Source organism: Psychrobacter sp. 1Y6 (genome assembly GCF_052258385.2).
Taxonomy (GTDB): Bacteria; Pseudomonadota; Gammaproteobacteria; order Pseudomonadales; family Moraxellaceae; genus Psychrobacter.
The window spans coordinates 1,563,207-1,577,655 of the sequence record NZ_JBQQEW020000001.1 but is presented as its reverse complement, the minus strand read 5'-3'; the positions used below and the strand labels follow the sequence as shown (position 1 = coordinate 1,577,655).

Annotated in this window: 4 protein-coding genes; 3 read left to right on the top strand and 1 reads right to left on the bottom strand. The window is 45.9% G+C overall.

What is annotated here, in order from left to right; genetic code table 11:
• The first annotated feature begins 34 nt into the window (after positions 1-34).
• The 3 genes from ACTXGF_RS20305 to ACTXGF_RS20295 are packed head-to-tail and all read left to right on the top strand — an operon-like array spanning position 35 to position 11,418.
• Positions 35-7,705 carry a HEAT repeat domain-containing protein gene (locus ACTXGF_RS20305; RefSeq protein ID WP_443535279.1) on the top strand — a complete coding sequence of 2,557 codons (7,671 nt, stop codon included), beginning with the start codon at positions 35-37 and terminating at the stop codon, positions 7,703-7,705.
• A complete protein-coding gene (locus tag ACTXGF_RS20300) occupies positions 7,702-9,969 on the top strand; it encodes a hypothetical protein (protein WP_443535278.1) in 2,268 nt (755 codons plus the stop codon). Before ACTXGF_RS20305 ends, ACTXGF_RS20300 begins: the two co-directional genes overlap by 4 nt.
• Before the next feature lie 3 nt (positions 9,970-9,972).
• Complete coding sequence (locus ACTXGF_RS20295) at positions 9,973-11,418, top strand: reverse transcriptase family protein (protein WP_443535276.1); 1,446 nt, start codon at positions 9,973-9,975, stop codon at positions 11,416-11,418.
• Positions 11,419-11,702: 284 nt separating this feature from the next.
• Here ACTXGF_RS20295 and uvrA read toward each other — a convergent pair whose 3' ends face one another.
• The gene (uvrA, locus tag ACTXGF_RS20290) at positions 11,703-14,270 is read right to left on the bottom strand and encodes an excinuclease ABC subunit UvrA (protein WP_443535275.1); all 2,568 of its coding nucleotides are present in this window, start codon (positions 14,268-14,270) and stop codon (positions 11,703-11,705) included.
• Between the last annotated feature and the right edge of the window lie 179 nt (positions 14,271-14,449).

The following is a 14,449-nucleotide window of genomic DNA, read 5'->3' as shown; positions in this document are numbered from 1 at the left end:
AAAAATATGACGTCACCTCAACTGAGATAACACCATGAAAACAATAACACTCCCCTATTGGGGTCAAATTATTGGCTTAGTCAGTAAGGCCAACAGTACTCAAGCGGCAACTCAAAAGACAACCAAGCAAGATGGGCGCAGTCTTTTTATTACTCGCCAGCAGCAAGCAGCTGCCACGGTCTTATACGTCCTCGATCAACAAGGTGAGCAATTTAGCTTATCGACAACTGCACTGCCTTGTGCGATGCAAGCCATCACCAAAATAGATGACAGCACTATTGTGATGATTGGTGATGATGGTCATCTTTACCAAACGGATTGGCAAGCAAAGAAAGTTAAGAAAACCAGTGCCAAATCCTTGCTCGATGCACCTGAAAATAATAACAATGATATAGGCCGTGCTGTAGCCATGGCACCACTACAAGATGCATTGGCTATCTTATATCCGAAACACATCGTGGTATGGCCTTATCAGGACAGTCAAGCCAGCAATACTGTCATTATTGAGCATTATTCGTCTTCTATAGCAGCATCAAGTAAAGAGTCTGTATTGACAGCGCTAGCAACCTCAAATGATGGCTCGTGGTTAGTCGTGGCAGATAAAACGGGAGATGTTAGTAGCTATCAATGGGTATCAGATAAAGCTCAGCTCACTCTAAGTAGCCGCAAACAGCTCCACCAAGGTAAAGTAAACGCGATTTGTTTTGAGCCAGTTGGGCAGTATTTCTTCTCAGCAGGCGCAGATAAGTGCTTATACCGTACTCATGTCCAAGGCGATCTGCATCCTGTTGATAGAGCCAAGTCTAGTCAGCACAGTGAAATGATCACGGCGCTTTGTGTCTCAGACACTCGGTTGTTCACTGCCGCCGATGACAAGAGCGTCAAATCGTGGGCATTTGATAAAGGTCAACCAAACAGCTGTAAAGAGGATCTAACCAAGGCTCGACAGATCGTCTTATCTTCTTACGCTGAACAACCAGCGCTCATCGTCGTCAGTGCCGATCAGAGCTTACGTTTCATACCTATTGACCATACTCAAAGCACGTCACAGAGTAGTACGTCAAAAAATAGCAAGCTATTGCCAGTCACTTATATCATCAAAGACGGCTATCAGAGAATCAGCCAGTTACTGACAGATACGTCAAACAATAATGATGTGTCATTTAAAGAAGGCTTGGCGCTGCTACAGGCGCAAGCAGACAACCAAACGTTAGAGCTGGTTAAAAAATTACTTGCTGATAGCGACACACTTACGGCCAATCAAGCATTGCAATTGGTACAGTGGGTTGCTACTACTAATCTTGATAAAACTGCACAGGTTTTAGAGCAGCAACTAAGCTCGGCGCACAGTGCAAACGTACGTCTTGCTGCTTTTCATGCCTTAGCCGACCGCGCAAGTACGGCGAAGCGTCCATTGCATTATTTAGAAGAAGCCTTTAAAAACCGTTACTACGAAGAAGTGGTGGCTTCTGCGTTACAAGGTTACCTAAAGGTCGCGATGAGGGATGCCTCAAGCCAGCGCCGCATCTTACCTATTTTAAGAGAGGCGTTATCACACAGTTTTGCAAATATTCGCAAGCAAGCATTGGCCTCACTTGAGACACTGTTGCCAGAGAACAGTCCTCAAGCAGATTTGATGGCATTAGACTGCAATCAATCAGACATTGTCCAATCAGGGTTAATTCGTCTATATCAGCGCGGCATGCTAAACCACCTTGAAGTCTCGCGTCAGTTGATGCTGCTACAGAATCATCGTAATACAGAGATTAGGCAAACGGCGTTTTACGTCTCATTGCTGTCTCAGCCTAAGTTGATAGAGGCGTTGAAACAGCAAGGTGACACACAAACATTGCGTACCCTGTCTGATTTTGATGACTTTCGCTTACTGCGCGGCACGCTACTAGATAACGCTAGTAGCACAGCGGCGAATGATAATAATGTTAAACAATCCAATGAGGAGATCCGTTTAACCTTATCCACGCAGGATTTTATCGCTCAAGCCGATCGCATACAGATAGCCGGTTCTAAGAATAAGACCAAAACGGCAAAATCTAAGAAACCGACTGCTGAATCCATAAAGCTCAGCAATGACACGTTAGAGCCCTTATTACAGAGCTTAAGCAACAGTCACGAAGATATCAGTTTCCGAGCGGCTTATGCGCTGGCTTGCCTACAAGACAAACGAGCGTTTGGCACCCTGATTAGTCTGATGAGCCATGAAGACAGTGCCATCATCCGTGCTGGTGTGGCCACCGCGCTTGGTCATTTAAATATAGAAGACGCCAAAGCAGTCCTACCGACATTACTAGACGATAAGGACGCTGGCGTGCGCCAAGTGGCTATGCAAGCCTATGGCAAATTGGCAGACAATGCATTGTCTTGGGCAGCGACAGGTTTTGCTTCTAAACATCAAGACATTCATGAGCAGTCTTTAGCGCTGTTTTTAAAGCATGTCGCACCAGATAGCTCAAATAGTAGTGACAAAAGCGCTCAGATGTCGTCAGAGATGACAGACATATTGCTACAGGCATTGAACAACCCTTTTACCAGTATTCGGCTAGAAGTGGTTAAAGTTTTATTAAACCGCCAATTTAAGCAGTCATCTGACAGCGCCATCGTTGACATCATTGAGCTATTGCAGCAGAGCCTCTTTGAAGATGTGCATCAAGTGGCGATAGAAGAATGGCAACGACTGCTGCTAGCGATGAACTCGAAGCATAAAACAAATAAAGCCAATAACACTGAAGAAACGAATCACCAAAAGACCAATCAAGCTGTCCTGACCCTGTTCTTTGCGGATACGTTTGCCGCCATCCGTAAGCAAGCCTTTGACATCGCATTGAAACAGAGCAAACACTTAGGGTTTGCTGACGTCATGTTGAGCGCGCTTGCCAGCCCTTATGCTGATACCAAGCAACTGGCCCTTACGACAGTGCAAGCCAGAGCGAATACGACTCAGCTGACACAGTTGATGCCAGCTCTAGTGGCCATGTTCGCTGATGACAGTATTGAGCTGCGTAAACAAGCATTAATTGTTGCTTTGGCGCTGACAGACTTACAGCCTACTATTTTAGCGGATCACAGTAGCTTAGATGATAGTAGCGCCGATGATCAACCGAATCATCACGAAGCATTGATTACCGCAGCCCTAAACAGCCCTTATCCTGATATTCAGCTAACAGTCGCTCAACTACTGGCCAGCCAATCACGCCTATTTGCTGACGAAGAACAGGCACAGCGGAGTGATGAACAAGCGTATCAAGTCTTTAAACACTATCTAGAACTGCCTATGCCCTCTCAAGGCAAGAAAAGTGACAGCTATACCCAGTGGCACAGTCATGTAAGCCAAGCGCTGTCTGGATTGTCTAAACTGGCATATCCATCAAAGTATGATGCGCTAGGTTGGTATGCTAAATACCTACACCACCCTGATGCTGATTTTAAACCTCTTGCACCAAAACTTACGCAAATAGTCTCCCTTGAAGACATTGATCTACTGGTGAAATGGCAAAAAGATGAGCGCGACATTATCAATCAATCAGCCAGTTTGTGTTTGGCTATTTTGGGTGACGCTCGCGGGCAATACTTCCTTACTCATAACATAAGAGACGAAACAAACAATCTGAGTACGCTTGTCGCACCGATGACGCCTACGCATTGGCTACAAGCGCAGCACGGTTTAGGTATTACACATGCACGGCAATTACAGCCTTTGTTTGAGTCAGAGTCCTATGCCGTAGCAGCCAGACTGTTATTGATATTTGATGACTTACAAGGTGACTGGCAAGGTAGCCTGCAAGCTCCTAAAAAGACCGCTACTAGCATTGGTCGACCTAACCGACTGATAGAAGCGTTAAGCTTTGCGGATAATGATACGGCTGTAGTCTATGCCAACATACTCGCTCGTTACCCGAATGACGTACAACACCCTAATAACCAGCAAGCACTATCGTCAACATGGCAGTACCTAAGTGATTACTTGTCACGTCAATTAGGCAGTGTTTTATCGTCTCACTCTGAAGTCATCACGATGATGATGGATGCTATACCAAACACGGCAGATAAAGGTGGTGCTAAAGGACAGTCGCATAATACGGCTTCTATCCGAGCAAGTATTCTAACGACGGTGAGTACCGAAAACTTACAACAGCTCGCCAACCTCAGTCACGATCAGCAGCCATTGGTACGCGCCCAAACCATTAGTGTCATTTGCCACTTATCTGAATTACTCGCTCATGATTATTATGACGATGAGGACGATGTTTTTGAGACATTACAAAAATGGCAGCGCAGTTTGCAGGCATTGTTAAGTGCTCACCCAGTTACGGCCACCGTTAATATGGCAGGCGATAGCTCTCCTACTGACAAACAAGACAGTTCTGAAGTGTATTATCCTTACCAATCTCTTGCTTTTGGTGCTTGGATTGGCGTCATACGCGCAGGCGATGATTATTATGCTAATAGCAGCACCACAGACCAAGCCATTCGAGGGCTAATGTGGCTTGCTACTCAATCATCGCAGCTTAACACCAATAACAACACTAATAACGATGAGGACTGGCGGGACAGTACCAGTCGCGTGCTATTACCACTACTTAACCACCGTAGTTTTGACACTCGTGAGCTGGCGTGGGAATGCTTGTACAAGCTAAACATGCCTACCAAAAAGCTGGCTGACTATGCCATGAGCACGCCCTATCGAGATATGGTCAAACGCGGCTTGGATTTATTGTTAGATACCGCAAAGAACGATGCCATACAGCAGCAAAGCAAACCATCGGATACAGCGACTGTCAGTAGTAGCGCTGATCAACAACTCATTGATTTGTTAAAAACCAATAATCACACCTTAGCAGAAGAGACCTATCAGCTGCTAAAAGGCCGACTAGGCCATCTGCCAGCCAGCTTGCTTGGGCTACAGACCTATTGTCAGTCGCTACTGCCTCAGATCGTTGCTGAATGGAAACAAGTCATCGTCACGCCCTTTGCAGACAGTCAATCGCCGTCAGGGCAGCGTCAAGACAAACTGACATTTTTGCTGCACGCTGTGAAGAGTGATGACTGGAATGCAAAATATCAAGCACTGAGTCAACTGGTCGAGTTTCATGACGTACTCTTTGCGGACAGCACGCTATTTGATAGCTTATTTGATTTTGCTGAAGACGCTCAGTCCAGTAATGAGAGATATCGTAGCTGGAAATTACTTACTGAGGCACTCACGTCGTACCAATTCATCAATAAGAACACTGTAGAGGGTCGTTTAAATAGCAGCTTTGATAGTGGTTTAGAGAGTAGCTTTAATATTGCGACTGCTGAACAGGTCGCCAATGAAGCGCACTTACGATTATTAGCCTTACTTGATGATCCACATATCAACAAACCTAAGCAGTTTATTTATTGGGATATCGCTGACCTACGTAACACGAATCTCGTGGCGCCATTACTACAGCGTTTAGAAAGTCTGTTTGAGCACACGCCGCAAAAAAATAAAGAAGAGCGTAAATATTTATTTGATACCTTAGTAAAAATCAGCGGTTACGATCAAAATATCGATGACTATCTAGATGAGCGTGAAGACACCCGTTGGTTACAACGTCAGCACCCTAGGGACTCGCAAATCTTGTTGTCACTGTTTACTACGCTTATGAATCATAGTGATTATGCTCATGCCGCGCAGCTATTACCGTCACTCGCATGGGTACAATCGGACGACAGCGATCTATCCTCACGCATTGATACCGCTTTAGCACTCGCTTACGAGCAAATGCCAGCTAAGCATACTTTTAAATTGGTCGAGGCACTGGCATATCGAGCCAAAAGGCGGCAAGGCAGCATTGCTTCATTACAAAACGCTCTACGCAATAAAGACGCCGATGTGCAATTTGCCGCGGCTGAAGGACTCGCTAAATGCGGTCATGCTGATGGGGTCAATATCTTGATGGCCACTATCGATTATAACCCTGATGCTGAGTTCCGCAGCTGCAGTGTGTTAGCCATTGGCGAGCTACTAGGCAGCAATAACAATCAAAATGCTGACTCGCCTAATGCTAGCTCGCCTGCGGACAACGCTGATAAAAACTTACAGGTTCATACCTTATACAAAGCCTATGATAAGTTAATCAAACTGGCCGAGGACGACGAGCACTACTTACAAGACGTGGCCAGTGAAGCCTTAGGTCGCCTTGCACAAGGTGGTGACTTTGAGCATAGTTCGCATATTTTTGAGCTATTAAAATCGCACTTGTCAGACCCCGCAGTCCATTTCACCAATCCCGCCATTGTCCATTGGTTAAATGGACTGCGCTGGCTCAACACAACGCCTGCTTGGGAACAAATCCGCAGCTATATCCGCACTCATATCGATAAAGCCATATTTTTCCGTCCGCAAAGGCATGCGGTATGGCTACTGCAGATGAATGATAACGATGCCAATAAAGCATTAATTTTAGATATCTTAAAGCAAAACAACCTAGATCGTGCTGTGCTCATGGCGGCTTATACTGCGGCACAGAAAACCTGGGGCAGTCTCGCGTCGCAGATTTATCCTTATGATTGGGCAGCCATTCAAAGCCATAATAATGACTTTATAGAAGAGACTGAGCATTTGAGTCTAAAGCGTATCATTGATAATAGCAGCATCGATGAGCTGGCAGCATTTATCACCCAGCATGGCGCGCACTTACCATCCGACATCTTGATGGCACTGCAAAATGCCATTATGGCCAAGCAAGACATGCCAACATCGCAGCTTACCGCGTTGATTACCAGTAGTAACACACTGACACAGCATATTGGACTGTGCTATCTGACCCAATACCCGACCAACTATCTTGATAAAGAGATGGTTACGACGTTGCAGCAGCGTTTTGACACTGCAAGCGAGCAATGGCATACGCTTATCGATACCATCAACCGCAGTCCAACGACCATCAATAATAGTCAGTGGATTAGCATGGTTGAGCAAGTGGGTACCACCATCTCGCAACTGGTGTGGCTAATCATGCGTCATATAGCCATTACAACTGCCAAAGGAACTGTCGACAAAGCGGCTACTAAGCAAATCGCGGCAATGCTTGATTGGCTCAATGATGCTCGTCAACCATTGACCATCACCTCTATTCCACTGCTCTCTACGACTGTTAGCAGTTGGTGGCAGCAAGCGCTGTTAGGACTACTGGCCAGACCAGTCGCTGACGATAAGGTGTTATCAAATATAGTGCCAACATTGAGCAGCGTATCAACTACGGTTCAATCACCGCTCACTTATGACAACCGAACCTTACTATCAACGCTACTAACTCGTATTGAACAAAGCGATACATCTACCCAAAAATCCATAATAACGGTAGTAAAGAATGCGCTCAAACATAAGGGCTCGTCTACCGAGATACCAATCAATCAACAGCTGCTACAGTGGATCAGAGCAAAAGACGCTGATGCACTCTATCATTGTGCAAATAATGACAACATGGAGCTGACGGTTCGTATCCGTGCTATCGAAGCGCTTGGGCAGCTACATGATCCAAATATTGAACAGTGGCTGACGACGCTTATGGCACATGAAAATTCAGACATTCAGAAGCTTGCTTATAAAGTACTACGCCGCTGGCAACGTGCCATGATACGAGCACAGCAAAAGCGTCCGTTGGCATATAGTCAGGACAGCAGTCAAAAAAGCAATCAGGGTGAAGGAGACAGTCAATGACTATAGACAATCAATTAGACCAAGCATCAGAAATAGAGTCAGAAGTAGTAGCCAACACTGATGGCCTGATGATGCAGTTGGACTACGCCGCCCCTAGCCAAATCAGTCAAGTTAACGAATCGTCAGACTCATTGTTGGAGGCGCAAACGACCGAACACACTCAGCATGTGGCACTATTTGCTCAGCTGAATCGGTCGGAGGTTAACTTCCACGGTAAGGTCAAGTCTCCCCTTGTCTTTCGTGACAGTTTGCTAGCGCTGTTTGATGTGGTCAGTAGTGACTACCGTTATGTGCCAAAAGACCGCTCAGCGTACACGGTATTTATGCAGATGCGCCGTGCCAGCAGCAATAAAAATCTATTTACCGCGCAGCGTGATTATTTCACGTGGCTATTCGACAATGACCCACTCGCCTTTTGTATTTTGGACCCGATTATTCAGGTGCATGAGCAAGGTGTTAGCTTTGAGGTATTTAGCCGTGATGAAGGCTGCTATGCTCAATTGACATTGACCAATGAGATTTTTGAGCAAAGTGCCGAAGCTACCCTTGGCACCACCAGTATTGATTACAGTGCGGCTTTGTTTAACGGTATTGAGAAAATACGAGATCATCAACAAACGATATTAGATATTGGTCATGAAGCGGTCGGCTTACAATTACTCGAAACCATGCCAGAGGCTGATAATGACGAGGCAAACAGTACAGGTACTGATAGTGCATTCACCGCACCCACCGTAAAAAAACAAATCATAGAAAAACGCATTAATGTACCCAAAAGCTGGGTCAGAGCACTGCTGCAAGTACAGTCTGCAGGTCAATTGCCACAAGACACCATTCATCTCGATCCAATCGCGCTATATAACGTGCTGTTTAAGCTGCGTATGCATGCTGACATCAAAGGCAAACGCCGTGGATTATTGATTGAGCTTAGACCTCAGCAGCTGCCAGTGATTATATTAGAGCCTTTTGATATCACTGTCACCAGCCAAGTCAGCCAACAGCAAACGCCTTATCAAGGCCAACAGGCCAAACTGATTCGCTTATGGGGTCGCCGTCGCCTCAGCCTATTAAAACGACTGTTGCCGCATGCTGATAGTGTTTCCGTCTCTTTATTGGGTCAAGGCATGCCAAGCTATTGGACCGTGACGGGCAAAGGATTTCACTTCACCTTTGCCATGACAGGCTTTAGCCAAGCCAACTGGTCACAGTCGTTAAACTTTGACTTATTGCTGCCCAAGCGTCCATTGCATAATACATTAGCTGCTAGTGAAGGGTTATCAGGCAGTGGTAAAGCAACCTTAAACGCTCGCAATGATGATAATAGCGATGACAATAATGGCCTGTCTGTATTGATGACCACGCTGGCAAATACCCCCAGCAATCTAGAAGACTTGGTAAAGTCGCTATCAGCAGATGCTTCATTAACGTCTGTGCCTGTTTCTCACTCACAAGTACAGCAGTGGTTACTGTCAGGTACTCAGCAGGGCTTGATTCGCTATGATGTGGCGACGCAGCTGTATCATTACAGACCATTGACCCAAGCACCGCTTGAGATGGCGCAGTTTGCTTATCACAATGAGGCAGAAAAACAGGCCTTTGATTTATTAAGTCGTGCCGATGGTGTACAGAATTTTTCGGTTGAGACTGTTGCTGTCAAAGGCATTACCATCCGTGCAGATATCCATGTCGAAGAAGACAGACGTACTTATCACAGCCAGCTGCAATTAGGCGATGAAGGGCTAGTCACTAAGGCGGAATGTAGCTGTCCGCAGTACTTGCAGCACCGACTCACACAAGGCGTGTGCGCGCATCTTATTGCGCTACGACTTAGATATAATCAATACGACCCAAATAACACGGGCAATGACAGTTGGCATGACACTCGTGTCTTGAGTAAACGCGTACCGAGTAAGCGCTTTAATCAGCCTAAGAACAAACAAGAAAGCGTACAAGTAGCATCCAATAGCTCGTTGATGACATTACCTTCTGCACCGACGCTTGATTTAACGGCCTTAGCCCAACCAGCTGCTCAGATACACGCGACTACAAGCGATAAGACACAAGCGTTAACCGCACAAGAGACCACTATTGCTTATGTTTACATCACCATTGCCCATAAGAAGATTACCATTGAACAGACAATAGGTGACAAGGATACGCGCCAGCAGCTGGTGTTCAATCAGCCTGCTCAAGCCAAAGCCGCTTTTTTACAACATATTGCCAGATTTGAAGCCAAAGGCTTTATCGAAAATCAAGGGATGTAAGGTATGACCACACAAACAACCAACAATAACGATTACATCAGCCCTGAGCCAGCACCCACTCTTTTTGAGCGTCAGTGGCAGCAACTATGGCAAGATATTGAGCTGGCAGGCGGACGTTACCAATATGTTCAGCAGCAGCTAGTCAGTCAAGGCTTTATGGTCGAGCGTCAACCTGTCGATAACATGAGCCCAAAAGAACGGGATCGCTATAAAAAAGCTTTGAAAAAAGAGGCAGCTGAAGAAAAAAGTCTCAAAAAAGCTGCTTGGCAAGCATACAAAGCGCATCACATGGTTTATCTTGGTCATCATATATATTGGACGGACGATACCAGTACCGATAAGTGGGACGTAAAAGACGCGGCCAATCGGCTGATTGAAAACAAGCTGCCACTGCTGCGTAAACATAATGAGCTAGCAGAAGCAGTTAACCTTACCATCCCGCAATTAAAAGGATTGTGCTATCAAAGAGAGGTCGCCACCAATCTGTCTTATTCGCATTTCACTATTGCCAAACGCAATGGCACAGCGCGTCAAATATGGTCGCCGATACCACGTTTGAAGTTTGTACAGCGCTGGATTTTGCACAATATTTTGAACAATTTAATGACCCATGGTGCCGCGCATGGGTTTGTACGTGGCAAATCCATCGTGACCAATGCAGCAGTTCATAGCAATAGCGATCTGCTTATTAAGCTAGATGTCAAAGATTTCTTTCCTAGCGTGAGCTGGCGCCGTGTCAAAGGGGTCTTTCGTCATGCTGGCTACCCAGAACAAATTGCGACATTACTGGCATTACTCTGTACAGAGTCGCCCAGACAGGTGGTGCAGCAAGATGGTGTTACCTATTATGTGGCGTTGGGCGATAGAGCTTTGCCGCAAGGTGCGCCTACCAGTCCTGCATTAACGAACATCGTTTGCCTAAATCTGGACCGCCGCTTGACAGGATTGGCAGAAAAGTTGGGCCTACGTTATAGCCGCTATGCCGATGACTTGACCTTTAGTGTGCCCGCTATTGAAGACACCAAACCCAAACCCAAACCGAAGGCTAAAACAACGATTAAAGCCACGACTAGCACCGCAAAGAAACAAGCCGATACGCAGCACAACAAGCTGATCGGGCAACTGCTCGGCTCAGTCCATAAGATATTACGCGAAGAAGGTTTTGCGTTAAATAACGACAAGACACGTGTGATTCGTAAAGGCAATCAGCATAATGTTACTGGTATGGTCGTCAATGGACAAGGCGTACCTAGGGTATCTCGTCAGATCAAAAAAATGTTGCGGGCGGCGGTACATAATTTAGAGGCAGGCGGGCAATTGCGTGCTGATGAGACTTTAAATACGCTGTCAGGATATGCCGCTTGGATAGCCTCGGCAGAGCCAGAGCTAGGACACAGTTATCTAGCTAGAATTGAACGTTTGCAAGTGCAGCAAGAGACACCTGCATAGATATTTATTTATATTTATAAAAAATGAGTATTAGGGCGTGTCCTCAATTCAATCGATAGTTATCTAAATGGGTTAAAAATGGCTAAATCTTGCCAAATGGCGTCAAATAGCTGACTAATATCTCGATATTATCTGCGCTATTTTCCTTGTTTGACTGCGATTTATCTCATTTTTATCACCATTTTTAAAAAGAGGACACGCCCTAGAAAAATTCTATTTCTAATACTCATTTTTACATCAGTAACATGTACTGATGTAAAGACACTGATATAAATATAGCGCCATTACACCAATAAAAACGGTGCAGTACGGCTATATTTTGACTGAGAGACGTTATATGGCGTACCTTGAGCAACAATCATTCCGCCCGCATCCCCAGCCTCTGGCCCGATATCAATAATCCAGTCACTGTTGCTAGCCACTTGCATATCGTGTTCAACCATGATGACGGTATTGCCCACATCGACGAGACCATTTAACTGTGTCATTAGCATGGACACATCAGCAGGATGTAGACCTGTGGTTGGCTCATCCAATATGTATAGCGTGTCGCCTCGTTGCACACGCTGCAGCTCGGTGGCAAGCTTAATCCGCTGCGCTTCGCCGCCTGATAACTCGGTAGCAGGCTGACCCAGACGTAAGTAGCCAAGTCCAACTTGTAGTAATGCCTCTAATGCACGCAAAATAGGCGCTTCATCGACGAAAAATTCATGGGCTGCTTCCACTGTTAGGTTCAAGACTTCAGCGATGTTTTTATCTCGATAAGTGATTGCCAGCGTTTCATCATCATAGCGTTGACCATGACATACCTGACAAGGCGCATAGACACTGGGCAGAAACAACAGCTCAACACTGACAAACCCTAACCCTTCGCAATTTGGACAGCGGCCTTTGGTAGTATTGAACGAGAATCTGCCAGCATCATAGCCATGAGATTTTGCTTGCTTAGTCGCCGCAAACAGCTTACGCACATCATCAAACAAACCCGTATAGGTTGCCAAGTTAGAACGAGGTGTACGACCAATTGCTTTTTGATTGATGTTAATAAGACGACGGACGTGCTTCATACCAGCGACAATTTCACCGCCAGTTACTGACTCAAGCTCTTGCTCAAGTAAATCCGCTTCCCCAACAGGCGCTTCTGTGACTGTCTTTTGACCCAATGCTTCATTGATAAGCTCTACCAACGCTTGACTGACAAGGCTTGATTTGCCTGAGCCCGAGACCCCTGTGACGCTGGTCATCACCCCAAGCGGAAACTCAACGTCTAATCCTGTTATGTTATTTCGCTCAATGTTGGCAAGCTTAAGCCAAGCTGCTGGCTGCCTTGTGCTAGATTTTGACTGTGCGTTAGACGTAGCATTGGCAAATAGATATTGACCAGTATGCGACTGCGTAACTTCACGAAGTCCATATATAGGCCCACTATAAACAATCTCGCCGCCATGTGTACCTGCCTTTGGCCCGACATCGACTACCCAATCGGCATGTCTGATGACACTCACATCATGCTCAACGACAAACACCGAATTACCAGCGGCAATCAGCTCATCCAACGCACCTAGCAATGCTTGAGTATCAGCGGGATGCAGACCTGCCGATGGCTCATCAAGGACATATACCACGCCAAACAACTGCGAGCGAATTTGAGTGGCTAATCGTAATCGCTGTAGTTCACCGGGAGAGAGTGTCGGTGTGGTACGCTCAAGCGAGAGATAGCCCAACCCTAACCTTGTCAGCGCTTCAACACGAGAGAGAATGTCACTGGCGATACGCTGGGCGACGATGGCTTTTTCGCGGTTTGGTGTGTCATCGGCTACCTTGGTACGAGCGGTTACTTCTAATTTTTGTGCCATTTCTGTTAGCGTTAGCTGTGATAGCTCGCCTATATCCAATCCTGCAAACTTAACCGATAGCGATTCTTTCTTTAGTTTTTTGCCATGGCATTCTGGACACTCAGATATCTGCATAAACTGCGAGACGCGCTTTTTGGTACGTGGGCTCTGAGTGGTGGCAAAAGAGTGCAAAATGAAGTTTTTGGCACTGGTAAAAGTACCCATATAGTTTGGCTTTTCGCCTTTTTCGATCGCATCACGCGTTTGCTCAATGTTGTATTCAGGATAGACAGGCACCGTCGGCGTATCATCCGTAAACAAAATCCAGTCACGCGTCTTTTTTGGCAATGTATGCCATGGTTTATCGATATCATAGCCTAATGTAGTCAATATACGGCTGAGGTTTTGACCTTGCCATGCTGGTGGCCAAGCTGCAATCGCACGCTCACGGATTGTCTTGGTGTTATCTGGCACCAGCAGCTCTTCAGTGACCTCAAATATGCGGCCGATACCTGAACAAGTCGGACAAGCGCCATCTGGGGTGTTGGGGGAGAATGCGTCAGCGTATAGAATCTCTTGATCAGCGGGATACTCTCCTGCGCGTGAGTACAACATACGCAGACCGTTGGATATCGTCGTCACGCTACCCACGGACGAGCGCACTGAAGGCGTACCTCGCTTCTGCTGCAAGGCGACTGCTGGTGGTAACCCTTCTATAGAATCAACATCTGGCTCATCAACTTGATCAATGAGTCGTCTCGCATAAGGCGATACAGAATCAAGATAGCGGCGTTGTGACTCGGCAAACAACGTACCAAATGCCAATGAGGACTTCCCTGAGCCTGAGATACCGGTAAAGACCACTAATGCATTGCGAGGTAAATCAACATCAACGTTCTTTAAGTTATGTACACGTGCGCCTCTGACCTGAATATTGTCTTGATCAGGGTTATAAAGGGCATTTCTCACTGTGTTTGTTTTACTTGTTTTTTCTTCTAGTTTTTTTGAGTTTGCCATAGCGTTATTGTTCCTATGAATCGTTGTTTATTCCTAACGTGCTTAGTTTTCTTTATTTAATTAGTTGTCCTTATTTAATTAATAGAAAGGTTAACACGTACTCATGCGTGGCCATGGCTGGGCTTACGTATCAATAGCATAGATAGACAAAATGATAACTCAAGTCACCCAATCATTAA

Coding starts and splice junctions, on each gene's coding strand:
- ACTXGF_RS20305 (WP_443535279.1), top strand. CDS start 35: ATGAAAACAATAACACTCCCCTATTGGGGTCAAATTATTGGCTTAGTC.
- ACTXGF_RS20300 (WP_443535278.1), top strand. CDS start 7,702: ATGACTATAGACAATCAATTAGACCAAGCATCAGAAATAGAGTCAGAA.
- ACTXGF_RS20295 (WP_443535276.1), top strand. CDS start 9,973: ATGACCACACAAACAACCAACAATAACGATTACATCAGCCCTGAGCCA.
- uvrA (WP_443535275.1), bottom strand. CDS start 14,270: ATGGCAAACTCAAAAAAACTAGAAGAAAAAACAAGTAAAACAAACACA.